This is a genomic window from Paraburkholderia sp. EG287B, assembly GCF_040965595.1.
GTDB lineage: Bacteria > Pseudomonadota > Gammaproteobacteria > Burkholderiales > Burkholderiaceae > Paraburkholderia.
Genome location: NZ_JBFRCG010000008.1, coordinates 117,977 through 143,299, shown reverse-complemented (window position 1 = coordinate 143,299; position 25,323 = coordinate 117,977). Strand labels below are relative to the sequence as shown.

Genomic DNA, 25,323 nt, shown 5'->3' with positions numbered 1-25,323 from the left:
GCCGCCAGACAAGGAAATTTCATCTACATGACAACTTGAGCGTCACTCAGAAATACCTATTGACGTTAACGTAAATCTGGCGTGAAATGTGCGTCCATGGGGCGAAGCTACGCCCGGTTCGAGATTCCCTGGAGACACACATGAGCAACGTACCCGGTTTGCAGTTCCCGCTTGGCGAAGAAGTCGAAATGCTGCGCGACAGCATCGCTGGCTTCGCGGCGAAGGAAATCGCACCGCGCGCGGGCGAAATCGACCGCACCGACCAGTTCCCGATGGACCTCTGGCGCAAGTTCGGCGACCTGGGCGTGCTCGGCATGACGGTCTCGGAGGAATACGGCGGCGCGAACATGGGCTACACGGCGCACATGGTCGCGATGGAGGAAATTTCGCGCGCGTCTGCGTCGGTCGGCCTGTCGTACGGCGCGCATTCGAACCTGTGTGTGAACCAGATCCACCGTAACGGCACCGAAGCGCAAAAGCGCAAATATCTGCCGAAGCTCGTTTCCGGCGAGCACGTCGGCGCGCTCGCCATGAGCGAGCCCAACGCCGGCTCGGACGTCGTGAGCATGAAGCTGCGCGCCGAAAAGAAGGGCGACCGCTACGTGCTCAACGGCACGAAGATGTGGATCACCAACGGCCCGGATTGCGACACGCTGGTCGTCTACGCGAAAACCGACCCTGAAGCGGGTTCGCGCGGCATTACGGCGTTCATCGTCGAGAAGGGCATGAAGGGCTTTTCGGTTGCGCAGAAGCTCGACAAGCTCGGCATGCGCGGCTCGCACACGGGCGAACTGGTGTTCCAGGACGTGGAGGTGCCCGAAGAAAACATCCTCGGCCAGCTCAACGGCGGCGTGAAGGTGCTGATGAGCGGCCTGGACTACGAGCGCGCCGTGCTGGCGGGCGGTCCCACCGGCATCATGGCCGCGGTCATGGACGCGGTCGTGCCGTACATCCACGACCGCAAGCAGTTCGGTCAGGCCATCGGCGAATTCCAGCTCATCCAAGGCAAGGTCGCGGACCTCTATACGACCTACCAGGCGTGCCGCGCGTATCTCTACGCGGTGGGCCGCCAGCTCGATACGCTCGGCCGGGACCACGTGCGCCAGGTGCGCAAGGACTGCGCGGGCGTGATTCTCTACACCGCGGAAAAAGCCACGTGGATGGCGGGCGAAGCGATCCAGATCCTCGGTGGCAATGGCTATATCAACGAGTATCCGGTCGGGCGTCTCTGGCGCGACGCGAAGCTCTACGAAATCGGCGCGGGTACGAGCGAGATTCGCCGCATGTTGATCGGCCGCGAGCTGTTCGCGGAAACCATGTAATCCTGAGCAACTCACGGTAACGAAGGGAGGACGGGATGCCGGTCATCGAATCGAAGCTCAACCCGCGTTCGGAAGACTTCAAGGCCAATACCGCGGCACTGGAAGCGCTCGTCGCGGACCTGCGCGAGAAGATCCAGAAGCTGTCACTGGGCGGCGGCGAGGCCTCGCGCGACAAGCACCTTTCGCGCGGCAAACTGCTGCCGCGCGATCGCATCGCGCAACTGGTCGATCCGGGCACGCCGTTTCTGGAGCTCTCGCAGCTCGCGGCCTACGGCATGTACAACGACGACGCACCGGGCGCGGGCATCATCACGGGCATCGGCCGCATTGCGGGGCAGGAATGCGTGATCGTCTGCAATGACGCCACGGTGAAGGGCGGCACGTACTATCCGGTCACGGTGAAGAAGCACGTGCGCGCGCAGGAAATCGCCCAGGAAAACAACCTGCCTTGCGTGTATCTCGTCGATTCGGGTGGCGCGAACCTGCCGAACCAGGACGAGGTGTTTCCGGACCGCGATCACTTCGGCCGCATCTTTTACAACCAGGCGAATCTCTCTGCACAGGGCATTCCCCAGATCGCGGTGGTGATGGGCTCGTGCACGGCGGGCGGCGCGTATGTACCGGCCATGAGCGACGAGTCGATCATCGTGAAGAACCAGGGCACGATTTTCCTCGGCGGCCCGCCGCTCGTGAAAGCGGCGACGGGCGAGGAAGTGAGCGCCGAGGACCTGGGCGGCGGCGACGTCCATACGCGTCTTTCCGGCGTGGTCGACCATCTCGCGCAGAACGATGCGCATGCGCTGGCCATTGCGCGTTCGATCGTCGGCAACCTGAACCGCACGAAGACACCGCCCGTGGTGCTGCGCGAGCCGCTGCCGCCGCGCTTCGACGCGAAAAGCCTCTATGGCGTGATTCCCGTGGATACGCGCAAGCCCTTCGACGTGCGCGAGGTGATCGCCCGCATCGTCGACGACTCGGCTTTCGACGAATTCAAGGCGCGCTACGGCACCACGCTCGTGACCGGCTTTGCGCACATCTGGGGCCACCCGGTCGGCATCATCGCGAACAACGGCATTCTGTTTTCCGAGTCGGCGCTGAAGGGCACGCACTTCATCGAGCTGTGCTGCCAGCGCAAGATTCCGCTCGTGTTCCTGCAGAACATCACGGGCTTCATGGTGGGCCGCAAGTACGAAAACGAGGGCATTGCGCGCAATGGCGCGAAGATGGTGACGGCCGTGGCCACGGCCAAGGTGCCGAAATTCACGGTCATCATTGGCGGTTCGTTTGGCGCGGGCAACTACGGCATGTGCGGCCGCGCGTATTCGCCGCGCTTCCTGTGGATGTGGCCGAACGCGCGCATTTCGGTGATGGGCGGCGAGCAGGCCGCATCCGTGCTCGCCACGGTGCGCCGCGACGGCATCGAAGCGAAGGGCGGCACGTGGAGCGCCGAAGAAGAAAACGCGTTCAAGCAGCCGATTCGCGATCAATACGAGTTGCAGGGCCATCCGTATTACGCGAGCGCACGCCTGTGGGACGACGGCGTGATCGACCCGGCGCAAACGCGCGATGTGCTCGGCCTGGGCCTTTCCGCCACGATGAACGCGCCGATCGAAGAGACGCGCTTCGGCGTGTTCCGCATGTGATGCATTGAGGACCAGACAATGCAATACGAAACGCTCACCGTAGAAGTTGCCGGACACGTGGCGACCGTCACGCTCAATCGCCCTGAAGTGCGCAACGCGTTCAACGAAGCGATGATCGCGGACGTCACGGCCGCGTTCACCGCGCTCGGCGCGCGCGACGACGTGCGCGCGATCGTGCTCGCCGGCAGCGGCAAGGCTTTTTGCGCAGGCGCGGACCTGAACTGGATGCGCAAGATGGCCTGCTACTCCGACGCGGAGAACCGCGCGGACGCCATGCGTCTCGCGCAGATGCTCTCGGCGGTCTACCGCTGTCCGAAGCCGGTAGTCGCCCGCGTGCATGGCGACGCCTACGCGGGCGGCATGGGTCTCGTGTGTGCGGCGGACATCGTGGTGGCCATGGAAAGCGCGCACTTCTGTCTTTCCGAAGCGCGCCTCGGTCTCATGCCCGCCACGATCGCGCCTTACGTGATCCGCGCGCTAGGCGAGCAGGCTTCGCGCCGCTACTTCGTCACGGCCGAAGCGTTCGACTGCGCCACCGCGCAGCGGCTCGGCCTCGTGAGCGAGGCCGTGAGTGCCGAAGACCTCGACGCCACCGTGCAACGCATCACCGAAACGCTCTGTGCGAACAGCCCGAATGCCGTGCGCGAGTGCAAGCAGCTCGTGCAGGACATCGCCGGCCAGACGATCGACGACGCCTTGATCGAAGATACCGCCGTTCGCATCGCGCGTATTCGCGCGAGCGAAGAAGGGCGCGACGGCGTGTCGTCGTTCCTTGAAAAGCGCACGCCGCGCTGGCGCGATCAATAAGGCAAGAAGCAGGAAACGAAGCGAGGACAGCACATGTTCAACAAAATCCTGATCGCCAACCGCGGCGAAATCGCATGCCGGGTCGCGGCGACCTGCAGGCGGCTCGGCGTAAAGAGCGTGGCCGTGTACTCGGACGCCGACGCGAACGCCAAGCACGTCGCGGCCTGCGACGAAGCCGTGCATATCGGCGAAGCGGCTGCGGCGCAAAGCTATTTGCGCTACGAGCGCATCATCGAAGCCGCGCGCGCCACGGGTGCGCAAGCCATTCACCCCGGCTACGGCTTTCTTTCCGAGAACGAAGACTTTGCGCGCGCGTGCGAGGCGGCCGGCATCGTCTTCATCGGGCCGCCGGTCGAGGCGATCGCCGCCATGGGTTCGAAAGCGGCCGCGAAGGCGCTGATGCACGCGGCGGCCGTGCCGCTCGTGCCGGGCTACCACGGCGACGACCAGGACCCCGCGCTCTTGCAGCGCGAAGCCGATGCAATGGGCTACCCCGTGCTGCTCAAGGCGAGCGCGGGCGGCGGCGGCAAGGGCATGCGCGTGGTCGAGCACAGCGAGGACTTCGTGGCGGCGCTCGCTTCGTGCAAGCGCGAGGCGGCCAGCAGCTTCGGCAACGACCGCGTGCTGATCGAGAAGTACCTCACGCGGCCGCGTCACGTCGAAGTCCAGGTGTTCGCCGACAAGCATGGCGGCGCGGTCTACCTGTTCGATCGCGACTGCTCGGTGCAGCGCCGTCACCAGAAAGTGCTCGAAGAAGCGCCCGCGCCGGGCCTCGAAGACGAGGTGCGCCGCGCCATGGGCGAGGCGGCCGTGGCCGCGGCGCGCGCGGTGCATTACGAGGGCGCGGGCACCGTCGAATTCATCATGACGGGCGCTAACTTCTACTTCATGGAGATGAACACGCGCCTGCAGGTCGAGCACCCCGTGACGGAGATGATCACGGGCCTCGATCTCGTCGAATGGCAGTTGCGCGTGGCGGCGGGCGAACCGCTGCCGCTCGGGCAATCGCAGCTTTCGATCACGGGCCATGCACTCGAAGCGCGCATTTACGCGGAAAATCCGGCGCGCGGCTTCCTGCCCTCCACGGGCACGCTCAAGCATCTGCGCATGCCGGAGGGCGTCGAGTTCCGGCTCGGCGAAGCGGGCCAGCGCGCGAGCGTGCGCATCGACAGCGGCGTGCGCGAAGGCGACACCATCACGCCGTTCTACGATCCGATGATCGCGAAGCTGATCGTGCACGGCGCCACGCGCGAGGACGCGCTTGCGCGCATGAAGCGTGCGCTCGAAGCGTGCGAGGTGGTGGGGCCGCATACGAACGTCGAGTTTCTGCAGCGGCTCGTGACCTGCGAGCCATTTGCGAATGCCGATCTCGACACGGGCCTGATCGAGCGTAACCATGACGCGTTGTTCTCGCCGCAGCAGAAGCCGGTGCGCGAAGCGCTCGCGCTCGCGAGTGCGGCGCTGCTGGGCCGTGAGGGCGGCGCGGCGCATGGTGCGTCGCCGTGGCACGCGCTTTCGCATTGGCGCCTGAATAGCGGCTTCGCGCAATCGCTCTCCTGGCGCGAGGTCGAAAGCGATACCGCGTTCACGGTGGCGCATACGCATGACGGCGGCGAGGAAACCCTCGCCTATGCAGGGCACGCGGCGCGCTACACGTGGTGGCGTGGCGAGGGCGCCGACGAATATGGCGCGACCATCGGCGACAGGCGCGTGACGGGCCGCGTATTCATCGACGGCGACGTGTTTCATGTGTTCTGCCTCGGCACGGCGATGGCGTTCGAGTGGCAGAACCTGCTCGCGCATGCGGCCGATGCGGAGCACGGCGAGGGCCGTCTGACCGCGCCCATGCCGGGCAAGGTGATCGCCGTGCTGGTCGAGCCGGGCGCCGTGGTCGAGAAGGGCGCACCGCTCATCGTCATGGAGGCGATGAAGATGGAGCACACGATCGGCGCACCTGCGGCCGGTAAGGTCACCGAAGTCTTGTATGGCGTAGGCGACCAGGTGGCCGACGGCGCGCAATTGCTCGTGCTCGAAGCCGCTTGAACTTGCTTGAACCCGCTTGAACTTGCTTGAGGCGGTTTGACTTGCAGGGCCAATCGGTCCCTTCCGGCTTCCCCTGTAGCCGGAGAACGACGTGAGAGTTTTGCCCTGGGGCGCTCTGCTAAAGCGGAGCGCCCTTTTTTTCGCGCTTGTGGATGAGAACCGCTCAATGTTCCTGCGCATGCGCGGCGAGCAGTTCCCGATGCCGCGCTTCGGTGGCGTCGTCGGCGGGGAACATGCATTCGAGGCGCAATTCCTGGGCAGCGATGTTTTGCGGCGTACCCACGCTCGTCACCATCGAGAAATAGCGCAGCACACTGCCGTCGTCGATGAAACTCAGTGGAATGACCGGCATGGTGGGCGTGCCGGCCGACCCATGATGCGCTTTCCAGTCGCCCGGCACGCCGGGGAACGCGAGCAATTCATCAAGTAGTGTGCGTGTTTCTTCGTCGATCACGCGGCCGACCGCTTCGCGATACACACGTTGCAGCAGGCTTCGCGAAACGTTCTCCCAGTCCGCGAGGAATGGGCGCATGCCCTGAGGGTCGAACATCAAACGCAGCAAGTTGCGTGGGGCTGGGTGCGCCGCCATGTCGATGAAGTGGCCGAAGAAGCGCGGCGTGGCGTCGTTGGCCATCAGCACGTTCCAGTGCCGGTCCATGACGATGGCCGGAAACGGATCGTGCTGGCGAATGACCCGCTCGAGCGCCCGCACGACATGCTGCATTTCCTGCGCGTTCCAGGGCGCATCGGAATAGACGGGCGCGTAGCCGGCGGCGAGCAACAGGGCGTTGCGCTCGCGCAGGGGCACGTCGAGCGTCTGTGCGAGGGTCAGCAGCGTGTCGCGGCCCGGTACGCTGCGCCCGCTCTCAATGAAGCTGATTTGCCGCTGGGAAATCCCGGCGTCCAGCGACAAATCGAGTTGACTCACGCCACGCGCATCACGCCAGTAGCGCAGCAGGGTGCCGAGTTCGCTTTGCGGCGCGTTCAGGTCGGGGCGCGTGGGGTTCATCGATTCTCCTGGTTGGATGCGGACTCGATCATGTGTTCAGAATAGGCACTCATGCGCGGCTCGCCAATTACATGCCATGTAATCGCCGCGCAGCACAGGCATTGCGCGCGCCGCGTACGGCCACCTCCACTCGCGCGCACTTCGCGCAAAAACAGTGCGATCATTGAGCTTGGCTTTCGGCAGACCTCTCCGGCCGAACCCTGGACTTGTCGCCGAGCTGATCCGTCTCATGGATGGATCTGGGGTCGGAATGCAAATCCCAGCGTCCTTCACCATGGCCGTACCGCCCCGCTACCAGACAGGTGAGGTCATCATGCTTGGTGTTCGTAAGGCTGTGTTCCCGGTGGCGGGAATCGATACGAGCTTTCTGCCGGCAACGAAGGCGAGCCCGAAGGAAATGCTGCCGGTCATCGACAAACCGCTCATTCAATATGCCGTTGAAGAAGCCATCGGTGCAGGCATTACCGAGCTGATCTTTGTGACGGGCCGCGGAAAGCGCGTCATCGAAGATCATTTCGACAGGTCCTACGAGGTCGAACACGTGCTTAGGGCGCGCGGCAGGCAGAATCTCGTCGAACTCGTGCAGAGCATCAAGCCGGCCAATGTCGAGTGCGTCTATGTTCGGCAAGCCGAACCGCTCGGTCTCGGACACGCCGTACTTTGCGCGGAAAAGCTGATTGGCGACGAACCGTTCGCGGTCGTCCTCGCCGACGATCTGCTCGACGGCAAGCCTCCCGTTCTCGCACAAATGGTCCATATCTTCAGCCATTACGATTCCTCGGTTCTCGCCGTGGAAGAATTCGAGTCGTGCGAGTCGACGAGTCATGGCGTGATCGACGGCCGGCATTGGGACGAGCGCGTGATCAGCGTGAGCCGCATCATCGAAAAGCCGACGCCCGAACTGGCGCCGTCGAGCTTTGGCGTGGCTGGGCGTTACGTGCTGATGCCGAGCATCTTCCACCATTTGCGCGCGCTGAAACCCGATGCCAACGGCGAGATCGAGCTCACGCCCGCTATTCATTCAATGCGTGAAGAGGAGCAGGTGCTGGCCTATGAGTTCGTTGGCAAGCGCTACGACTGCGGCACCAAGCTCGGCTATGTGCAGGCGACGGTCGACTTCGCCCTGCGGCATGCGGAATTGCAGGAAACCTTCGATGCGTGGCTGCGCGAGCGCATTGGCGCGGCGCAACTGGATGCGTGGGCAGCGGGTTCGATGCTGAGCCAACCGGCGCCGGTCGCGCCCGGGCTCGCGCATTGAAGCCATGCCTTTGCATAGGAGAATTGAATGTTACCCGCGAACGGGCAGCCTCGATAACATGACGTCGTGTTGACCGGGCAGTATCTGACGATGCCACCCTTTTTCAAGGCGATGTGAAGAAAGGATTGGTAAGAAACCGTGCAAGGTTCCGCCCGCCGCACTGCTTTAAAATCGCGGCATGAACCCCAGCGTCCTCATTGTCGACGACGATCCCGTCGTGCGCGATCTGCTGAGCCGCTTCCTGCGCTCGCATAACTTCGATACGGCCGTGCTGCACGACGGCGTCCACCTCCAGCGCCGCCTCGAGCGTGAACGTCCGTCCATTGTGGTGCTGGACATCATGATGCCGGAGACCGACGGCCTCGAGGCCATAGCCGCCCTGCGCGCGGCCGGCGACGACATTCCCGTCATTTTCGTCACCGCGCGCGGCGCCGTGAGCGACCGCATTCGCGGGCTCTCGCTCGGGGCGGACGACTATTTGCCCAAGCCCTTCGATCCGCACGAACTGCTCGTGCGCATCCAGAACATCCTGCGCCGGCGCGGCCCGTCCACCGCCAGCGCACCGGAGGCGCGCCGGCGCTACCGGTTCGGCGACTTCGAGCTCGACTTCACGATGCGCACGCTCTCTTGCGGCGACACGCAGATCCCGCTGAGAGAGAGCGAATTCGCCTTGCTGAAGGTATTCGCCACGCATCCCTACAAAGTGCTTTCGCGCACGCTGATCCACGATATCGTGCATCGCGACGAGCGCGAGTTCCACGAACGCAGCCTCGACGTGCCGATCTGGCGTCTGCGCCGCGTGATCGAAGCCGATCCGTCGAATCCGCGCCATATCCAGACCGTGCGCGGCAAGGGCTACGTATTCGTGCCGGATCCGGCGAATTATTCGGAGGCGCACGGCGCAGCAATTCAGTGAGAAGTCCGTTGAATACGCTGTTCGGGCGCATGGCGTTGCTCTCGGCGGCGGTTTTGCTTTCCATGCAGCTCGGCTGGTTTTTGCTGCTTGCCCGCCAGCCGCCACGCCATGAAGTCGATGGCTTCGCCCGTGGTGTCCTGCTCGCGCTGCGCGTGGCGAGCGAAGAGCACGTCGGCGGCGGCACGCTGCCGCCCCCGGTGCACCTCGGCGGTTCGCTCGAGCCACCGAGGGGGGGCGACCTGAGCGACGTGTTGCGCGTGCACCGCGTGCCGGTGTGGAACGTGCCCAAGGACGTACATCTGCACGAACCGAAGCGCAGGCCGCTCGTCGACTTGACGCGTCATCTGCGCGAACAGTTGCCGCCCGGCACGCAGTTCGCCGTGGACGACGCGCGGCCGCCGCAACTGTGGGTGCGCTTTCCGGGCAGCACGAGCTGGGTTGTCGTGCCGGTCGATATTCCGCCGCCGCCGCGCTTCGTCATCGAAGGGATTTCGATGCTGCTGGCGGCGCTCACGCTGTCGTTCCTCGCTGCCTGGCAGATCCAGAAGCCGCTCGCGAGCCTCGCCCAGGCGGCGCGCCGGTTCGGCACCGGCGAGCGCATTGCGCCGCTCGAAGGCAAGGGGCCGCGCGAACTGCGCGACGTGAGTGCGTCGTTCAACGACATGATGCGCTGCGTGAACGAGGCCGAAGACGACCGCGTGGTGATGCTGAGCGGCATCGCGCACGATCTGAAGACGCCGCTCACGCGGCTCAAGCTGCGCGCGACCCTGATGGCCGAGGAGGCGGAGCGCAACGGCATGCTGCGCGACGTCGATTCGCTCACCCACATCGTCCAGCAGTTTCTGGAGTTCGCACAGCAGTCGCCCGACGCGGGCAGGCTATTGAGCGTCGACGGGTTTCTGCAAAGCCAGTTTGGCAATCCTGACGAAATCGAAGGCGGCAACGGGCCGCTGTTCGTGCTCGATCTGCGTGCGGGTCCCCGGTTCAAGCTGCCGCAGGTCTCGCTGGACCGGCTCGTCACGAATCTGGTCGATAACGCGCTCGAGTATGGCGCCCCGCCGGTCGAAATCTCGACGGCGATCGAAGGCGGATCGTTCCTGATACGCGTACGCGATCACGGCGCCGGCATCGAGCCCGAGCGTATTCCCGCCGCCATGAGGCCGTTCGTGCGCCTGAATGCGGCGCGCGGCGGCGAAGGCCACTGCGGCCTTGGGCTGGCCATCGTCGCGCGGCTCGCGCGCGACTGCGGCGGCCAATGCGACGTCAAGAACCACCCCGACGGCGGCCTGCTCGTGCAGCTCAGCTTTCCTGTCGCCCACGGCTGATACGCCACCACAAAAAACGCGCCGAGCCCTCGCGGACCGGCGCGCAAACGTGCCAACGCTTGAAAAAGCGGGCGCTCGTGGACGTCGTGGTCAGGCCGTCGTGCTGACGAACAGGCCGCTCGCGGCGCCCGAGCCCTGCTGCTGCAGGTTGCTCGCGAGCGTCGTGAGGAATTGCTGAAGCTCGGACGTCGTGCCGCTCGACGAACTGCTCGACGAGGCGCCCATGGCCGCCAACAGGTTCTGGAAGTCGGACGTCAATTCGCTATCCGAACTGTTGCTGCTTGATGAGCTGCTGCTTGCCGTGCTCGAATCGGAGGACGTGCTGCTCGAAGCCGACGAAAGCGACTGCGCGAGGTTCGAGATCGCCGAGGCGAGATCGCTGCCGTAACCGCCTGCCGACGAGGGCGGCGGAGGCGGCGGCGGGGGCATCATCGCTGCCGCAGTGGTCGTCGTGCTCGTATCGCTCGACGTGGACGACGCGCTGGAACTGGAAGCCGTCGTCGCCGACGTCGCGCTTGCCGACGACACCGCGCTGCCGTTGCTGCTGTCGTCCGTGGCCGTCGTGGTGACGCCGCTCTGTTGTGCGGCGGCCTGGAACAGCGCGCCGAGGAATTGCTGAAGCGCGGCGGCAAGCGCATCGGCCGAGGTGGACGACGTGCTGGACGTCGAATCGGTGGAGCTGGAAGAAGAATCGGAACTGGCGGTGCTCGCGGACGCGCTGGCCGTGCTGTCCGTGGTGAAGCCGAGCGACGAGAGCGCCGAGGCAATGGCGGCGGCAAGCGGATTGACGTTGTTCGAGTCCGACGAGGCGTCCGAAGCCATGGGCATGCCCGACAGCTGGCCGGTGCTCGTGTTTTGCCCGTCAGCCTGGTAAGCGGCCCAGGTCGAATAGAGTGAGTTGGAGCTGGATAACGCGCTTATCGACATGTTTAACCCCCCGGTGAATGTGCGATATGGTCGATGCCCGACCGAGACGGCTGGTCTGGCCACTCAGTCGGCGCAATCGTATGTCGTCTTTCGCCGCGGGGGGCGGCTTTGTAATTCGAGGAAAGAGTTCAGGTAAGGAATGCGTGCAATCCTTACTTTTCCTTTCCTCAGGCTGCTTCGTCGCGCACCGGCGGCGCGAAGCGCAGCGCTACCGCAATGCGGTTCCATGCATTGATATTCGCCACGGCGGCGGTCAAGAATGCCATCTGCTCGCCGGGAAACTGGCGCGCCACGTCCTCGTAGAGCGCGTCGCTCACACCGTCATGGAGCTTTGCGGTCAGCGCTTCCGTGTAAGCCAGCGCGGCGCGTTCACGCTCGCTGAAGTATTCCGGCGCCTCGTGCCATGCGGCCACGAGATCGAGCTTGACGCGCGGCACGGCTTTCTCGCGCGCAATGTTGAGGTGGTACTGAATGCAGAACGCACAGCCGTTGATTTGCGAGGCGCGGATTTTCAGCAGCTCGGTGAGCGGCTTTTCGAGCCCCGAGGCGTCGACCGCCTTGCTCATGGCGGAGAGCGCGGCGGCCACCGGGGCGGCGTCGCGTACGAAGGTTTCGTAAGCAATGCGGGTAGACGTGCTGGACATGACTGGACCTCGCGAAGTTTGGCCGTTAATATCAGAGCACGAACATCATATTCGAACTCTGATATCATGCGCAAGACGGCGAAGAAAGACCCGGCTTTGGAAAGGGGCGGACCCACGAGCGCCATTCCGGCGGTCGGCGAGGGCAAGCGCGGCGAGGCGGGCTATTTCGGCTACCTGCTGCGCCAGGCGGGCGGGGCGCACCGTTTGCGCATGGAACGCGCGCTCGACGATCTCGGCATTACGCCGCCGCAATTCGTCGTGCTGACCATGCTGGCCGCCTACCCCGGCATTTCGGGCGCCGATCTCGCGCGGCTCGCGGCGCTCACGCCGCAAACGGTGAGCGTGATCGTCGCGAATCTGGAGCGTGGCGGCGCGATCGTGCGTCGCCCGCACGCGGTGCATGGGCGCATTCAGCAGATCGACGTGACCGATGCGGGCGAAGCGCTGCTCAGGCAGTGCCGCGCGCGCGTGAAGAAACTGGAGGCGCGCATGGCCGCGGGCTTCACGGCCGAAGAGGAGCAGGTGATAAGGCGCTGGCTGGTGAGCGTCGCACGCGAGGACGACGCGGGCTGAATGCAGCCGCGCGCGACTGCGCGTTACTGCGTAGCGCCCTTCGTTTGCGCGAGGCTGCACGCATGGTCGAGCAGGCCTTCCGCCGTGCCGGTGCCGCCATCGACATCGAGCCCGCTGTTGACGACGAGCCAGCCGTCGCGTTTTGCATCGGGGCCTGCGCCCGTCACGAGTATCGTCTGCACGGCCATGGTCTGTTTCGGACCGAGATCGCGCTCGACCACGCGAAACGGATTGTTGTTGTCCGAGAGGCTCGTCACGCGCGTGACGCGGTAGCGCGAGCCGTCGAGCGTGGTCCAGCGCCACGTGCCCGGCGCGATGCCGCCATACGGCGCGAGCGCTTTCGTGATGTCGGGGCGCATGCAATCGACGTGGATATGCAGTTGATTCTGCGTGCGGCGCTCCGAGGAATTGATCTCGAGGCCGAGCTGGTTGCCGGCGAGCGGCATGCCGAGCTTCGCCTCCACGAAGCGTCCCGCGCCCCATGCGCCGACCCAGTATTCGGGCGCGCCGCCGTAGAGAATCTCGGGGCTCTCGATGCCGGCCACGCGGTCGGTGGGAATCACGAGATACTGCGCGCGCCCTGCGATGTCCTTGAGCACGGCAAAGCGCTTCTGGAAATCGACGGTGGTGCAGGGGCCGGGCTGGCCCTTGTCGCGCATGTTCGGCACGCACTGGCCGCCGACGACTTTCCAGAGACCGTTGGAATCGACCGCGGAGAGGCGCACACAGGCGCCGGTCGCGGCGAGCGCAACGACGGCCGCCGTGGCGACGGCAAGCCGGGACATCCGCATGAAAGGGGCAAGGCGCAAGGATCGCATCGGCACGAAGTGTCTGGGTTCACTCGATCAAACGCGCCGCGCTGCGAAGCCTGTACACGTCGCGGCGCGACGCAGCGCGCAGTGTAGCGCAATGCCCGTGACAGTCGCTTGTGCGCGGTTGGCGCGGCTTATTTGCGGCGCGGATGAAACGTCACCGGTTGCGTGTTCGAGGCGTCCGTTGCCGCCGGCGTCGGTCCGCACGTTCCGCAGGTGCCGCAGCCGTCGCCGCAATCGCCGGTCGCGCCTTTGGGCTGCACGAAGCGACCGAGGCGCTGCATGAATGCACTCCGTTGCGGGCGCAACAGTGCGGCGGCCATGGCGGCCTGCACGCGCGTAGCCGTTTTCGGCGCGAGCTTGCGCAGCGTATAGACGAAGCTCGCGGCCACGAGCAGCGCGATCACTGCATATTGCGCGACGAGTCCGGCGCTCATACGAAGTGCCTCGCGATCTGATACGTGACGAACGAGGCCGCGTAGGCCACGACGAACATGTAGCCGAACGACACCACGACGGCGCGCCACGAGCGCGTTTCGCGGCGGATCACGGCGAGCGTGGACATGCATTGCGGTGCGAAAGCGAACCACACCATCAGCGAGAGCGCGCTGGCGAGCGAGAAGTTCTGCGCGAGCGTGTGGCCGAGCGCGGCGGTATCCGCGTCGCCGCCAGCCACCGAGTACACCGTGGCGAGCGCGGCCACCGCCGTTTCGCGCGCGGCGAACGCGGGGATCAGCGAAAGGCTCATTTGCCAGTTGAAGCCGAGCGGCGCGAACGGCCATTGCAGCGCGCGGCCGAGATAGCCGGCGATGGAGTAATCGATGGCGGGCTGCGTCGCGCCTGCGGGCGGCGAGGGGAACGTGGAGATGAACCACATCAGCACCGTGAGCGCGAGGATGATGCCCGTGAGGCGCTTGAGGAAGATCGCGCCGCGCTCCCACAGGCCGATGGCGACGTCGCGTGCGCGCGGCAGCCGGTACGAGGGCAGCTCCATGAGCAGCGCGTGTTCGCGGTGGTCGCGGCGCAGCTTCTTCATGACCCAGCCCACCGCCATCGCGCCGACGATGCCGGCGGCGTAGAGCGCGAAGAGCACGAGGCCCTGCAGGTTGAACACGCCGAAGATCATGCGGTGCGGAATGAAGGCGCCGATCAGCAGCGCATAAACGGGCAAGCGCGCCGAGCACGTCATGAGCGGCGCGACGAGGATCGTGGCGAGCCGGTCGCGCGGGTCGGAGATGCTGCGCGTGCCCATCACGCCGGGAATCGCGCACGCGAAGCTCGACAGCAGCGGGATGAACGAGCGCCCGGTGAGACCCACGGCCACCATCATGCGGTCGAGCAGGAAGGCCGCGCGCGGCAGGTAGCCCGACTCCTCCAGCACGAGGATGAAGAAGAACAGCACCAGAATCTCGGGCAGAAAGCCGAGCACAGTGCCGACGCCGCCGAACAGCGCGTCCGTCACGAGGCTGCGCAGCGGGCCGTCGGGCAGCGCCGCGCCGGCGGCCGCGCCGAGCCAGGTGAAGCCGTCGCCGATGGCGTCGGTGAGCGGCTTGCCGAGCGAATACACGGCCTGGAACACGAGGAACATCACGAACGCGAGGATCAGCGGGCCGAGGACGGGGTGCAGCGCGAAGCGGTCGATGGCGTCGTCGCGCGCGTCGGTGGCGCGCGGCATCGTCACGGCGCTCGCGAGGATGGCGCGCACCGTGCCGTGCAGGTCGTCGTTGGCCGCTGCTGCTTGCGTCTGCGGTGTTTCAGCCGTCGTGCGCTCGATCAGCTCGATGAGCGCTTGCGCGCCGCCGCGCCGCACGGCCACGGTTTCGACCACGGGCATGCCGAGCTGGCGCGCAAGCTCCGCCACGTTCACCTCGACGCCGCGGCGCCTGGCGGCGTCCATCATGTTCAGCGCGAGCACCATCGGGCGTCCCATGCGCTGCACTTCGAGCACGAAGCGCAGATGCAGACGCAGATTCGTCGCGTCGGCCACGCAGACGATCAGATCCGGCGCGGCCTCGCCCGGGTAGCGGCCGAGCAGCACGTCGTGCGTCGCGCGCTCGTCGGGGCTCGTCGAATTGAGGCTGTACGCGCCCGGCAGATCGAGCAGCTGCACCTTGCGCCCCGAGGGCGTAGCGAAGCGCCCCTCCTTGCGCTCGACCGTCACGCCCGCGTAATTGGCGACTTTCTGACGCGCACCGGTCAGCAGATTGAAGAGCGCGGTCTTGCCGCAGTTGGGATTGCCGACGAGCGCCACGCGCAGCGGCGTAACCGGGACCAGGCTCATTGCGCGGTCTCCCCGTTCGTCGTCACGCTCACGCGCTGCGCTTCCGCGCGGCGCAGGGCAAAGCGGGTCGAGCCGATCTGCACGAGCAGCGGGTCCGCGCCCCAGGGTGCGCGCGCAACCACGCGCACGGGCTCGCCCGCAACGAAGCCGAGGTCGCGCAGACGCTGCGCGATCGGGTCGGGGGCATGGATATCCTCGACACGCTCAACGAGGGCGGTCGCTCCTTTGGACAGATCGGTCAGACGCATAGGTGGAGGGCTTGCTTACAACGAATGAGAACCGTTCTCATTGTAGCGGCAGCGCGGTCGTTGTGGCGGCAAATGCGCCTTGGGTCCGTCGAGGTGGGCGGGGAACCCGCGGCCGACGCGGGGTAGCGGCGGCGCGTGCGCTCATTTGCCGCAGTTGCGCGCGGTGTCCGGCGCGAAGGCGGTTTATTCCGGATCGCTAATCAAACGATCGGCGCGGCAAGCATGCGCCGCGCGGCGTGCTCGTTGCCAGGGTGGCCCGTGCGCTCAAATTTCCGGCGCAGGCAGCGTCCCGAGAATCGCTTCGAACGCGAGACCGATCGCGAGCAGCCTGCGGTCGCCGCCGGCCGGTCCGTCGAGTTCGAGCCCGACTGGCAGGCGCGCGTCGACAAGGCCCGCGGGCAGCGCGAGGCCCGGAATGCCGGCGTTGCTCGCCGGATCGGTGTTGCGCAGATACGCCTCCATCTCGTCGATCGGCGCCGCGCCGTCGATCGACACGCGAGACGATCCGTTCAGTTCGTCGATCGGCACGGCGGCGAGCCGCGTCGTGGGGAAGAGCAGCGCGTCGAGGCCGCTGGCCGCGAAAGTCTGCGCATAGAGCTGCTGCAGACGCGGCCGCCACACCGTCATTGCGCTGTGATAGTCGCCGCCGCGCGCGTCGGCGAGCACCGCGTCGTAGGCCGCACGCACGTCGGGGCTCGCAATGCGCGCGGCGACTTCGGCCACGGTTTGCGCCGGTGCGTGGTTCGCAACGAGCCATGCGGCGAGATCGTCGATGGGCTCGTGCAATGCGATTGCGTAGCTCACGCGGTCGTTCAGCGCGAGCAGCTCGCTCATTTCGACCGGTACGAACGTGATGCCTGCGGCTTCGAGCTTCGCGAGCGCGGCGCGCGCCACGTCTTCGAGCGCGGCTTCGAGGCCTTCCCACAGCGGCGCGGGCAGGCCGATGCGCAGATTCGTCACGGCGGCCGGCGAGAGCGGGCCGTGCCCGGTGATCACGGCGTCGAGCAGTGCGACATCGGCTACCGTGCGCCCCATCGGCCCGACCGTGTCGCGCGTATGGCTGATCGGCACGACGGCCTGTGGGTCGTGATAGCGGCGTTGCGTGCCGCCGTCGCCCACGCTCGGGCGCAGGCCGACAATGCCGCACAGCGCGGCGGGAATGCGCGTGGAGCCGCCGGTGTCGGTGCCGAGTCCGGCGGGCACGATGCGCGCCGCAATGGCGGCTGCGGTGCCGCCGGAGGAGCCGCCCGGAATTCGTTCGGGATCCCAGGGGTTGCGCACGGGCCCCGCATGCGGCGCGAGATTCGTGCTGGTGATGCCGAACGCCAGTTCGTGCATGTTGGCCTTGCCGAGCAGGATCGCGCCGGCATCGACGAGGCGCTGCACCGAAGGCGCGTGGCGCGCGGGCACGAAGCCTTCGAGCGCGGGCGTGGCCGCCGAGGTCTGCAGGCCGCGCGTATTGATGTTGTCTTTCACGACCACGGGCAGTCCGGCGAGCGGCAGTCGCGCACGCTCGCTGGCGCCGAGCGCGTCGATGCGCTGCGCGGCGGCGAGCGCGCCTTCCACGTCGAGCACGGTTAGCGCGTTGAGGTTGGAGAGCGCCTGCGCGCGCGCGAGCAGCGTCGCGACGTAGTCGGCGGCCTTCAGTTGTCCGGCATGGATCGCCTCGACGGCTTGCGTCGCGCTCAGTTCAAGTTGCTGGTCGACAGTCCAGGTCATGCAGCGTTCTCCTCGTGCGGCTATACAGCCATGCTAGCAACGCACGCGTTTTACGTTGTGGCGCTACTTCTTCAAGAGGCGCAGCGCGAAGCGTGCGAGCGTGGGCACGAGCGTCGGCCGCAAGAGGCGCGCGTCGTAGCCGCTCATGCGCGCGTCGTTTTCTTCGAGGCAGAGTTCGATCATCTCGCGCGGTTCAAGCGAGTCGCCCAGCACCTCGCGGTTCGCAGGCAGGAAGTTCGAGTCGCGCGCGTTGCCGCTGGCGTCGATGCCTCGCGCGATCGCAAGCCGCTCCCACACCAGCATGAACCAGATGGCGGCCACGCGCACGGAATGCCACGGCCTGCGCCACCAGGGCATGGTCTTGCGATACCACGCCACCCAGTTGACGAAGAAGAGGATATGGCGCGCCTCTTCCTGAATCACCGGTTCAAAGGTGTCGACGAGGTCTGGCGGGAAAAAGCCCGAGCGCTGCGCCGAGCGAAACAGGCCGAACGCGAAGAAGCTGTCGATGCACTCGCTATAGCCGGTGAACATCCACGCCCATTCCGCCTTTCTGGGCGGCGGGTATGCGGGTTCAGGCGCAAGTTCGATGCCGTAGGCCTGCACGAGGTGCGAGAGCACGACCTTGTGGCGCGCTTCCTCGGCCGCATCCATTTCGATTGCTTCGCGCAGCAGCGGGTCGCTCAGGGTTTGCGCATAAGTCAGCACGCGGATGGAGGCGCGGCCTTCGGTTTGCACCGCCATGTCCCAGATCGGCAGCGATGTGAGGCGGTGGAGCGCACCGGGCTCGAGCTTTGGCCAGTCGAGCACGGCGGGGCGGTACGGGTCGTGGGTGTCGAGCAGCATCCGGCAGAACATCTTGCGGTGTTCGTCCGATCCGATCCTGATGGGCCCTGGCGTGCCGTGAGTCCAGCGCCGCAGCGCGGCGTCCTGGTCGGAGAGGAAGGCTGCGCCTTCGTCCGGATGCGTCAGGGTTTCGGACATGAGCATCTAATCTGAAGGGGGTATGACTCCTATTCTGTCACAACCGTAAGGAAGCATGCGCGCTCACGCGCAGCGGCGCTGCTGGTCGATCCACATGCGCGCCCAGCGGCAGGCGTAGGCGAGCGCGTGCCTTTCTTCGAAGAAATAATCGAGTTCGTCGAACGAATGCTGCGCGCCCGGTTGCGTGCCAATGGTGAGATTGGCGGCGAAAAGGCCGTTCGGGAGCTGCCGCGCGCTGGGGGCGACGACGTAGCCTTTGTAGCGTAGTGGAGTGTCCATGGCCGCGCTTCCTGCTGATCTTCTGCTGATTTGCCCGGGTTCTCGTTCTCGGTGGCGCGTGTGTTTTGCTGCCCACTCACTGTGCCGACACGGACCAGCGTACGGGCCGCCATGTGTCGATGGAACCAATCATTCGTCGCAAGCAAATCACGTGTGGCCTGGAACGGTCAGCAGAATGATCCGGATGAGGCGAGGGGTGCATCCGGCTTCAATGTGGACCGGACGATATGCGGCGTCTGTGGGATGGCGCACGCGATGTGCGCCGCGCGACGCCGGCAATGTGGGTTAGGGAACGTTTCCCGCTCCGCGCACGCGACGGCGTGCGGTCGGGCGAGCGGGAGAGGTCGGGCAGCGTCTCAGACAGCGAGGCTCAGGCGCTTTTCGGTGCGCGGCGCGTTGGCGGCCTGTGCGCCGCCGACGCTGTTCAACGCGCTCGCCAGCGGCGCCGCGTAGTGTTCCTGGCCCTGGCCACCGAACGCGAGCGCGAACTGCGCCGCCTGGCGGCCGACCGTTGCGAGCTGTTCGGCGACCTTGGCGTCGGAGCACTGCTGCGCGCTCTCGAAGCGCGTCTCCAGCGTGTTGATGCCCGCGCCGAACGGTGTCGGCCAGCCGCGCAGCGCGTGCACGATCGCGCGCAGCGAGGTCAGCACCGAGCCCGCGGCCTGCCAGCCATAGGCCGTGACGATGCAGCCCACTGCCCGGCCGTCCAGGTATGGGCGGTCGTCGGCCCGCAGTTCTTCGAGCGTGTCGAGCGCGTTCTTCACGAGCCCCGATACGCCGCCGTGATAGCCGGGCGTCGCGATGATGACGGCGTCGGCGGCGCGCACGGCTTCGATCAGTTCGAGCTGCGCGTCGGTGCGAACGGGGTCTTCGGGTGCGTAATGCGGCAGCGTGTGCAGGAACGTGCCGCCGAATAATTGCGTGCGCGCGCCGGCGTCTTCGGCGCCGCGCAGCGCGAAAGCGAGCGCGCGCTCGGTCGACGAGGCGGCGCGCGTCGTGCCGCCGATGCCCACCACGAGCGGGCGGCGATGCGAATCGGAAATGCTCAAGCGGAACTCCCTGAATTGCGATGAGACCTGGCTCGTGCGGGATCGGGCTACGCAGCCACGAAGCCTGGCAGGCTGGAAAGGGTCATCTTAGAGAGCGCGCCGCACGGCGCGAAACGACTTTTTGTTCTATCCATATGCCGGCGGCGCTACGTTGCGCTGCGCCATGCGGCCCGCAATGCATATGCGAAACCATTGGTTGGACACGAGGCGGGCCGTGGCTAAGATGAAGCCGTCTCCTCCATGACATCTCCTTGACATGGGATTCGGCCCCGCACTTCTCCGGTGACGGGGCTGTTTTTTTCTGGAGACGGGAATGGGCGGCGTTTCGAGGTCTTCGAGGCCGTGATCGCGGCAGCAGCTGCGTGCCGCGTTGTGTGACGTGTGCTTTGCGCCGCTGACTGCGGCTACGCGCTAGCTCAAACCGTGAGGACGTTGCCGTCGGGGCCGATTTGCGGCGGAATTTCCGGCAGGGTTCCCTTGCCCGGCGCGGTACGCACGGGGGCGCCCGGCGTGACCGGCAGCGTGGGCGCGGGCGCGCGCACGGCCGGTTCGGCGACCTTGCGGGTGGTGAGCTTGTCGGCGGAGGCCAGTTTGTGCTTCGTGCCGTGATGCGCCTTCTTGCCGGCATTGCCCGCATGCGCCGAGGGCGTGCGCGCTTCCGGCGGATTCCAGATCTCGATGTAGTGTTCCCCGGCGATCGCGGTGGACGCGAGGACGCCCAGCAAGGTCCCCGTGATGAAGAATCGCACGTCGTGTTCTCCGTTTCGATGTACAGGCCGGGGCCGCGCCATGCGCCGGGACGCGATGGGGCGGCGTAACCCGGTACGGCGCCCGGGCGGCACGAACGGCCGGCTGCACGCACTGTACATTCATACAGGCGCTTATGCAAACGTTTCACGACGTGCGGCGGGCCATGTGTTGCATGGGCGCGCCGCGGCTCTGCGGGGCTTGCGCCGACGCTCAATCTGGCGTGTGCGGGCGGTTCAGGCGTCGAGCGTCGCCCGGTTTTGCGCGATCGCGCCGTTCGCGGCCGGGCCGTGTGCGCCGAGCCAGCGCCCGTAGCTGCGCGGCGAGAACGCGAGCGTGAGCACGATCATCGCGCTGATCGATACGGCGAGCATGATCCACGCGCCCGTGAAGCCGCCCGTGAGGTCGCGCACGCGGCCGGCCACGACGGGGGCGAGCGCGGCGATCACGAAGCCCAGACCCTGGACGAAGGCGACGAGGCGCGCGGCCAGGCGATGGTCCGCGCAATGGTCGAGCGCGGTGACGAGCGTGACCGAGAACGTGCCGCCGAGCCCTGCGCCGGCCGCCGCGACCCACAGCAGCGGCGCGGCGTCGGGCCATGCGGCTAGGCCGATCACGCCGACGAGCTGGCCGCACAGGCCCAGAACGAGCCACGGACGCCGGTCCGTGAACGCCGCCGCGGCGAGCGGCAGGAGCAGCGCGCTGGCGGCCTGGAACACGGTCATCGCGGCGAGCAGCGAGCCGCTCGCTTCGACGCTCGCGCCGTGCTGCTGATAGTAGGCGGGCAGCCACGCGACGAGACTCGTATAGCCGCCGTTGACGAGGCCGAAATGCAAACCGAGCGTCCACGCCCGGCGCTTGCGCCAGACCGGCACCGCTACCGCGTCGGCATGCGCCTGCGAGGGCGCGCTGGCGGCGTGCTGCGCGCGCCGGCCTGCGCCGAACCCGCCGTTCAACACGCCCCAGATCGCGAGCGCGGCCAGCGCCGGCAATGCCCAGACGGCCAGCCCCGCATGCCACGACCCGCTGAGCCGCGCGACGAGCGGGCTCAGGCTCGCGCCGAGCCCGCCGCCGCCCATGATCGACGCCGAGAACAGCCCCATTGCGAGCGGCACCCGCGCGGCGAAGCGTTGCTTCATGACGGCGGGCAGCAGCGCCTGGATGGCCGCGACCCCCGCGCCGGCCGCGGCGGCCGTGAGCATGAGCGCGCCGCCGCTGGCGGCGAACGCGCGGGCCGCGCATGCCGCGGCAATCGCCACGAGCCCGAGCGCGACGCCGCGCGTTTCGCCGAGCCGGCGCGCGAGCAAGCCGGTGCCGAACGCGCCGAGCCCCATCGCGACGACGGGCAGGCTCGTGAGCAGCGAAGCGCCGTAGAAGCTCAGGCCGGTGTCGTTGCGAATGGTCGTCATGAGCGGGCTGATCGAGGTGAGCAGCGGCCGCAGATTCAGGCCGATCGCGACGATCGCGGCGTACCACGCAAGCGCGCTGGCCGACCCGCCGGACGGCGTCTGGGAATGATTGGAGCGGTTTTGAGGGTTCAATGCGGTCAACCTTTTTACTGCTGTTTGGTTGACCATTATACAAAATAATTGTCAACAATCTGGCGGCGCCCGCTATGCCCGGCATCGGCGATCGAGTATGGGCGCGCGTCTATATCGCCTCGCCATGCCGCTCGCTACAATGCGACCTGACCCAGCGACCCGACCCAGCTAGCGCGCCTGCCCATGGCCCAATCCTCCCGCCTCGCTCCGCCCCGCGATACAGACGAACCGTCCGATGTCGAAGCGCATGTCTATGCGTCGATTTCTTCCGCGCTGCTCGAAGGCAAGCTCGCGCCGGGCCAGCAACTGGTTGAGCGCGAACTCGCGGCGGCGTTCGGCTGCACGCGCGGCGCGTTGCGCAAGGTGCTGGCGCGCCTCGGCTACGAGGGCAAGCTCGTGCTCGAACCCAATCGCGGCGCGTTCGTGCCGTCGCCCTCGGAGGACGACATCCGCGCCGTGTACCGCGCGCGCCAGGTGGCCGAGGCGGGGGTGATGGTGAGCCTGTGCGGCACGCTCGACGCCGCGATGCGGCGCAAGCTCGCGGCCCACGTGCGCAGCGAGAAGAAGGCGTTGCGCGAGGCGCGCGTGGACGAAGCGGTGCGCCTCGCGGGGCAGTTCCACTTGCTGCTGACCGAGCAGGCGGGCGGTGCCGCGCTCGTCGAAGCGCTGGCGCAACTGGTCGCGAAAACGGAGCTTTACAAGGCCTTGTTCGATCCGTCGAAGGCGTCGATGTGCGCGCCCGACGAGCACGCGCAGATCATCGAGGCGCTCGAGGCGGGGGACCTCGCGGCGGCGCTCGCCACGATGCGTGCGCACCTGGGCGAACTGGAGGAACGGGTGGTGCAGCAGGCGCGTGCGCGCGCCGGGCGCGATCTCAAGACGGTGTTTGCGGATCTCGCGAACGGCTGAACGCGCAAGGCGCGCGTCAGCCCTGATCTACGCGCCGGCGCAACTCCTTCGAAGCGGCGAGCGGGATGCGCGCATCGTCCCACGTGGCGAGCCATTCGATCTCTTTCGCGGCGAATACCTGGCCATGATTGCGCAGCGCGTACTGCAATGAGTCGATGACGTGATTGCGGATGATTTCGGGCGTATGCGGGTCGTCGAGGACGATGCGCAAGGCTTCGAGCGTGGCCATGGTGCGGCTCCGGCGAATGTGGCGACCGCAACGTTATCGCACGACAAAAAAGCGCTTGCCGCGCGAGAAAAAATACCACGCGAAGCGCGCTTCAGTGTCGCGTGCGCTTGAAGATCTCGTACTCCTCGGCGAAGGCTCTCGCAACGGCGGGCCGCTCGCGCACGCGCTGCGCGTAGGTCGCGACGGCCTCCCATTGCGACACATCGATGCCCACGTACGGCGCCCAGTTCAGCACGGTCACGAGATAGGCGTCCGCCACGCTGAATTCGTCGAGCAGGAAGGTGCGCGATTCGAGATGATGCGCGAGCAAGTCGAAGCGGCGCGGGATCTCGCCGCGCGCATAGGCCTTGACGGCCTCGTCCACGTCCTTGCCGAGCAGCGGCACGAACACGGCCTTGTGCAGTTCGGTGCCGATGAAGCCTAGCCATTGTTGCAGACGCGCGCGCTCGCGCGTGCCCGCTGGCGGCGCGAGCCGCGCCTCGGGAAAACGGTCGGCCACCCACGGCAGCACCGCCGAGTTTTCGGTGAGTGTCCAGCCATCGTCCTCGCGCAGCACCGGCACCTGGCCGAGTGCGTTGACCTCGAAGAAGTCGCCGCCTTCGGCGAGCTGCTTCGTGAGCGTGTCGACCTGGATGTAGCGGGCCTGCGCGCCTGCCTCGTAGAGCGCGATGCGCGTGGCGAGCGAGCACGCCAGCGGGGCGAAATACAGATCCATCGTCATCCTCCTTTGCGGGCTATCGGGCTTTTCGAATTTTGTACTATAGTGAACAAAAATCGCCGATCCAATATTTCTATGCAATCCAGTACAAAAAAGGATAGCCGCCCGCGTGGGCGTCCGCGCGCCTACGATCCGCACGAGGCGCTCGCCCGCGCGCGCGATACGTTCTGGCGCAATGGGTATGCAGGCACATCGCTCGACGACCTGAGCGAGGCGACCGGCATGAACCGGCCGAGCCTCTATGGCGCGTTCGGCGACAAGCACGCGCTCTATCTGCAAACCATGGAGCGTTACGTGGAAGCCGGGCGTATGGCGATGGAGTCCGCGCTGGACAGCGCAGTGCCGCTGCGCGAGGCGCTGATGCGCGTATTCGACGGCGCGCTCGGCTGGTATTTGCCGGCGCACGACGCGGCGCGAGGCTGCTTGCTGATCGGCACGGCGGCGGTGGAAGCGGTCAACGACGAGGCGGTACGCGAGCGTCTTGCCGCGGGATTGCGCACCTTCGACAAGGCGTTCGAGCGGCGCCTGCGCGCGGCGCTCGCGCAAGGCGAACTGCCGCCCGATGCCAGCGCGCCGATGCTCGCGCGCCTCGCCTCCGCGCTCTTGCACAGCATGGCGCTGCGCGCGCGGGCCGGCGATTCGCGGGCCTCGCTGCGCGCGATGGCGGTGGCGGGCGTCGCGCTGATCTGCGGCGAAGCGCCGGCTGCGGCCGATGCGCGTCCGGCGCGGCGGCGCGCGAAGTGATATCACGCTGAATGTTGCTGCCGGCGCCCGCTACGCGGGCCCTCACGTCGCTTTCCCTTGTTACACTGGCGCAGTCGCGCAGGGACGGCTTGCGCACTCGAAGAGGGGAACACGATGGTGCGCTACAGGCACTACAAGGGTGGCATTTACGAACTGGTTTGCGAGGCGACGCTCGAATCGGATCCTTCCGTCACGATGATCGTGTATCGCGCGGCGAACGGTACGATCTGGACGCGGCCCTCCAATGTGTTCTTCGAACTCGTCGAGTATGAAGGCGGACTCGTGCCGCGCTTCGCGCCCGTCAACTGATTCTTTTCACACTCGTCTCTTCCACGCTTTAGAGGTTTCGCCGAATGCGTTTACTGATTGCGCTGATCCTGCCCTGGCTCCTGTTCTTCACCATTGGGCGTCCGATTGCGGGCATCGTCTGCCTGATCCTGCAGATCACGCTGATCGGCTGGATTCCGGCCGCGATCTGGGCCGTGTATTCGCTCAGCCAGTTCAAGACCGACCGGAAAATAGAGGACGCGCTCGGCCGCCGCGGCTAAATCCTGGAGCGGGCGTCTACGCGCCGTGCAGAGGCGCGTTGCGCGTTA

The 25,323-nt window shown here is 66.5% G+C and carries 30 protein-coding genes; 15 read left to right on the top strand and 15 right to left on the bottom strand.

What is annotated here, in order from left to right; all coding sequences use genetic code 11:
- Positions 1–140: 140 nt before the first annotated feature.
- Genes AB4Y40_RS15975 through AB4Y40_RS15960 form a run of 4 tightly spaced genes read left to right on the top strand, consistent with a single transcriptional unit; the run spans position 141 to position 5,815 of the window.
- Positions 141–1,322, top strand: coding sequence for an isovaleryl-CoA dehydrogenase (locus AB4Y40_RS15975; protein WP_342946745.1), 1,182 nt, complete (start codon positions 141–143; stop codon positions 1,320–1,322).
- A gap of 35 nt (positions 1,323–1,357) precedes the next feature.
- Positions 1,358–2,965, top strand: a complete 1,608-nt coding sequence (locus tag AB4Y40_RS15970; protein WP_368688537.1) for a carboxyl transferase domain-containing protein — start codon at positions 1,358–1,360, stop codon at positions 2,963–2,965.
- 18 nt (positions 2,966–2,983) lie between these two features.
- The gene (locus tag AB4Y40_RS15965) at positions 2,984–3,772 is read left to right on the top strand and encodes an enoyl-CoA hydratase/isomerase family protein (protein ID WP_368688536.1); all 789 of its coding nucleotides are present in this window, start codon (positions 2,984–2,986) and stop codon (positions 3,770–3,772) included.
- Between the two features lie 33 nt (positions 3,773–3,805).
- A complete protein-coding gene (locus AB4Y40_RS15960; RefSeq protein WP_368688535.1) occupies positions 3,806–5,815 on the top strand; it encodes an acetyl-CoA carboxylase biotin carboxylase subunit in 2,010 nt (669 codons plus the stop codon).
- Positions 5,816–5,978: 163 nt separating this feature from the next.
- Here the strand turns inward: AB4Y40_RS15960 and AB4Y40_RS15955 are convergent, their stop codons facing one another.
- Positions 5,979–6,824 carry a helix-turn-helix domain-containing protein gene (locus tag AB4Y40_RS15955; protein ID WP_368688534.1) on the bottom strand — a complete coding sequence of 282 codons (846 nt, stop codon included), beginning with the start codon at positions 6,822–6,824 and terminating at the stop codon, positions 5,979–5,981.
- A 313-nt stretch (positions 6,825–7,137) separates the two neighbouring features.
- Here AB4Y40_RS15955 and galU point away from each other — a divergent pair, with 313 nt between their 5' ends.
- The 3 genes from galU (at position 7,138) to AB4Y40_RS15940 (ending at position 10,323) form a co-directional block, all read left to right on the top strand.
- Positions 7,138–8,082, top strand: coding sequence for a UTP--glucose-1-phosphate uridylyltransferase GalU (gene galU, locus AB4Y40_RS15950; RefSeq protein ID WP_368688533.1), 945 nt, complete (start codon positions 7,138–7,140; stop codon positions 8,080–8,082).
- A gap of 178 nt (positions 8,083–8,260) precedes the next feature.
- Entirely contained in the window at positions 8,261–8,998 is a 738-nt protein-coding gene (locus tag AB4Y40_RS15945; protein ID WP_028202613.1) for a response regulator, read from the top strand.
- Complete coding sequence (locus AB4Y40_RS15940) at positions 8,995–10,323, top strand: ATP-binding protein (protein ID WP_368688532.1); 1,329 nt, start codon at positions 8,995–8,997, stop codon at positions 10,321–10,323. The genes AB4Y40_RS15945 and AB4Y40_RS15940 overlap by 4 nt, the downstream gene beginning before the upstream one ends.
- Before the next feature lie 90 nt (positions 10,324–10,413).
- Here the strand turns inward: AB4Y40_RS15940 and AB4Y40_RS15935 are convergent, their stop codons facing one another.
- A complete protein-coding gene (locus AB4Y40_RS15935; RefSeq protein WP_281175080.1) occupies positions 10,414–10,548 on the bottom strand; it encodes a hypothetical protein in 135 nt (44 codons plus the stop codon).
- On the opposite strand from AB4Y40_RS15935, the gene AB4Y40_RS15930 reads away from it, so the two are divergent.
- Genes AB4Y40_RS15930 through AB4Y40_RS15920 form a run of 3 tightly spaced genes read left to right on the top strand, consistent with a single transcriptional unit; the run spans position 10,547 to position 11,197 of the window.
- Positions 10,547–10,711 carry a hypothetical protein gene (locus AB4Y40_RS15930; RefSeq protein ID WP_368688531.1) on the top strand — a complete coding sequence of 55 codons (165 nt, stop codon included), beginning with the start codon at positions 10,547–10,549 and terminating at the stop codon, positions 10,709–10,711. The genes AB4Y40_RS15935 and AB4Y40_RS15930 overlap by 2 nt on opposite strands.
- Positions 10,712–10,765: 54 nt before the next feature.
- On the top strand, positions 10,766–10,942 hold the full coding sequence (locus AB4Y40_RS15925; protein WP_368688530.1) for a hypothetical protein: 177 nt from the start codon (positions 10,766–10,768) through the stop codon (positions 10,940–10,942).
- Between the two features lie 36 nt (positions 10,943–10,978).
- A complete protein-coding gene (locus AB4Y40_RS15920; protein WP_368688529.1) occupies positions 10,979–11,197 on the top strand; it encodes a hypothetical protein in 219 nt (72 codons plus the stop codon).
- 220 nt (positions 11,198–11,417) lie between these two features.
- Here AB4Y40_RS15920 and AB4Y40_RS15915 read toward each other — a convergent pair whose 3' ends face one another.
- The gene (locus AB4Y40_RS15915; RefSeq protein ID WP_368688528.1) at positions 11,418–11,894 is read right to left on the bottom strand and encodes a carboxymuconolactone decarboxylase family protein; all 477 of its coding nucleotides are present in this window, start codon (positions 11,892–11,894) and stop codon (positions 11,418–11,420) included.
- A 66-nt stretch (positions 11,895–11,960) separates the two neighbouring features.
- Between AB4Y40_RS15915 and AB4Y40_RS15910 the strand changes: the two genes are divergently transcribed.
- Positions 11,961–12,467 carry a MarR family winged helix-turn-helix transcriptional regulator gene (locus AB4Y40_RS15910; RefSeq protein ID WP_368688527.1) on the top strand — a complete coding sequence of 169 codons (507 nt, stop codon included), beginning with the start codon at positions 11,961–11,963 and terminating at the stop codon, positions 12,465–12,467.
- Positions 12,468–12,490: 23 nt separating this feature from the next.
- Here the strand turns inward: AB4Y40_RS15910 and AB4Y40_RS15905 are convergent, their stop codons facing one another.
- The 10 genes from AB4Y40_RS15905 to AB4Y40_RS15860 form a co-directional block, all read right to left on the bottom strand.
- Positions 12,491–13,258: a CDP-diacylglycerol diphosphatase gene (locus AB4Y40_RS15905; protein ID WP_368688526.1), complete on the bottom strand. Its 768-nt coding sequence runs from the start codon at positions 13,256–13,258 to the stop codon at positions 12,491–12,493.
- A 155-nt stretch (positions 13,259–13,413) separates the two neighbouring features.
- Positions 13,414–13,716 carry a DUF6587 family protein gene (locus AB4Y40_RS15900; RefSeq protein WP_368688525.1) on the bottom strand — a complete coding sequence of 101 codons (303 nt, stop codon included), beginning with the start codon at positions 13,714–13,716 and terminating at the stop codon, positions 13,414–13,416.
- Positions 13,713–15,560 carry a ferrous iron transporter B gene (locus tag AB4Y40_RS15895; protein WP_368688524.1) on the bottom strand — a complete coding sequence of 616 codons (1,848 nt, stop codon included), beginning with the start codon at positions 15,558–15,560 and terminating at the stop codon, positions 13,713–13,715. Before AB4Y40_RS15895 ends, AB4Y40_RS15900 begins: the two co-directional genes overlap by 4 nt.
- Complete coding sequence (locus AB4Y40_RS15890) at positions 15,557–15,808, bottom strand: FeoA family protein (protein WP_342918972.1); 252 nt, start codon at positions 15,806–15,808, stop codon at positions 15,557–15,559. Before AB4Y40_RS15890 ends, AB4Y40_RS15895 begins: the two co-directional genes overlap by 4 nt.
- Positions 15,809–16,072: 264 nt before the next feature.
- Positions 16,073–17,527 (bottom strand): indoleacetamide hydrolase, encoded by a 1,455-nt coding sequence (gene iaaH, locus AB4Y40_RS15885; protein ID WP_368688523.1) that lies wholly within the window; start codon positions 17,525–17,527, stop codon positions 16,073–16,075.
- A 63-nt stretch (positions 17,528–17,590) separates the two neighbouring features.
- Complete coding sequence (locus AB4Y40_RS15880; protein WP_368688522.1) at positions 17,591–18,511, bottom strand: ferritin-like domain-containing protein; 921 nt, start codon at positions 18,509–18,511, stop codon at positions 17,591–17,593.
- 63 nt (positions 18,512–18,574) lie between these two features.
- Positions 18,575–18,790 carry a transcriptional regulator gene (locus AB4Y40_RS15875; RefSeq protein ID WP_368688521.1) on the bottom strand — a complete coding sequence of 72 codons (216 nt, stop codon included), beginning with the start codon at positions 18,788–18,790 and terminating at the stop codon, positions 18,575–18,577.
- Positions 18,791–19,146: 356 nt separating this feature from the next.
- Entirely contained in the window at positions 19,147–19,839 is a 693-nt protein-coding gene (locus AB4Y40_RS15870) for an NADPH-dependent FMN reductase (RefSeq protein WP_368688520.1), read from the bottom strand.
- Positions 19,840–20,255: 416 nt separating this feature from the next.
- On the bottom strand, positions 20,256–20,588 hold the full coding sequence (locus tag AB4Y40_RS15865) for a hypothetical protein (RefSeq protein WP_368688519.1): 333 nt from the start codon (positions 20,586–20,588) through the stop codon (positions 20,256–20,258).
- 234 nt (positions 20,589–20,822) lie between these two features.
- Complete coding sequence (locus AB4Y40_RS15860) at positions 20,823–22,127, bottom strand: cyanate transporter (protein WP_368688518.1); 1,305 nt, start codon at positions 22,125–22,127, stop codon at positions 20,823–20,825.
- Positions 22,128–22,310: 183 nt separating this feature from the next.
- Here AB4Y40_RS15860 and AB4Y40_RS15855 point away from each other — a divergent pair, with 183 nt between their 5' ends.
- Positions 22,311–23,036: a GntR family transcriptional regulator gene (locus AB4Y40_RS15855; RefSeq protein ID WP_368688517.1), complete on the top strand. Its 726-nt coding sequence runs from the start codon at positions 22,311–22,313 to the stop codon at positions 23,034–23,036.
- Positions 23,037–23,052: 16 nt separating this feature from the next.
- Here the strand turns inward: AB4Y40_RS15855 and AB4Y40_RS15850 are convergent, their stop codons facing one another.
- Entirely contained in the window at positions 23,053–23,265 is a 213-nt protein-coding gene (locus AB4Y40_RS15850) for a hypothetical protein (protein ID WP_069261722.1), read from the bottom strand.
- 91 nt (positions 23,266–23,356) lie between these two features.
- Positions 23,357–23,980 (bottom strand): glutathione binding-like protein, encoded by a 624-nt coding sequence (locus AB4Y40_RS15845; RefSeq protein ID WP_368688516.1) that lies wholly within the window; start codon positions 23,978–23,980, stop codon positions 23,357–23,359.
- 78 nt (positions 23,981–24,058) lie between these two features.
- Here AB4Y40_RS15845 and AB4Y40_RS15840 point away from each other — a divergent pair, with 78 nt between their 5' ends.
- The 3 genes from AB4Y40_RS15840 (at position 24,059) to AB4Y40_RS15830 (ending at position 25,275) form a co-directional block, all read left to right on the top strand.
- Positions 24,059–24,727, top strand: a complete 669-nt coding sequence (locus AB4Y40_RS15840; protein WP_368688515.1) for a TetR/AcrR family transcriptional regulator — start codon at positions 24,059–24,061, stop codon at positions 24,725–24,727.
- Positions 24,728–24,841: 114 nt separating this feature from the next.
- On the top strand, positions 24,842–25,036 hold the full coding sequence (locus AB4Y40_RS15835; RefSeq protein WP_028202597.1) for a DUF1653 domain-containing protein: 195 nt from the start codon (positions 24,842–24,844) through the stop codon (positions 25,034–25,036).
- A gap of 44 nt (positions 25,037–25,080) precedes the next feature.
- Positions 25,081–25,275 (top strand): YqaE/Pmp3 family membrane protein, encoded by a 195-nt coding sequence (locus tag AB4Y40_RS15830; protein WP_133185186.1) that lies wholly within the window; start codon positions 25,081–25,083, stop codon positions 25,273–25,275.
- Positions 25,276–25,323 lie beyond the last annotated feature (48 nt).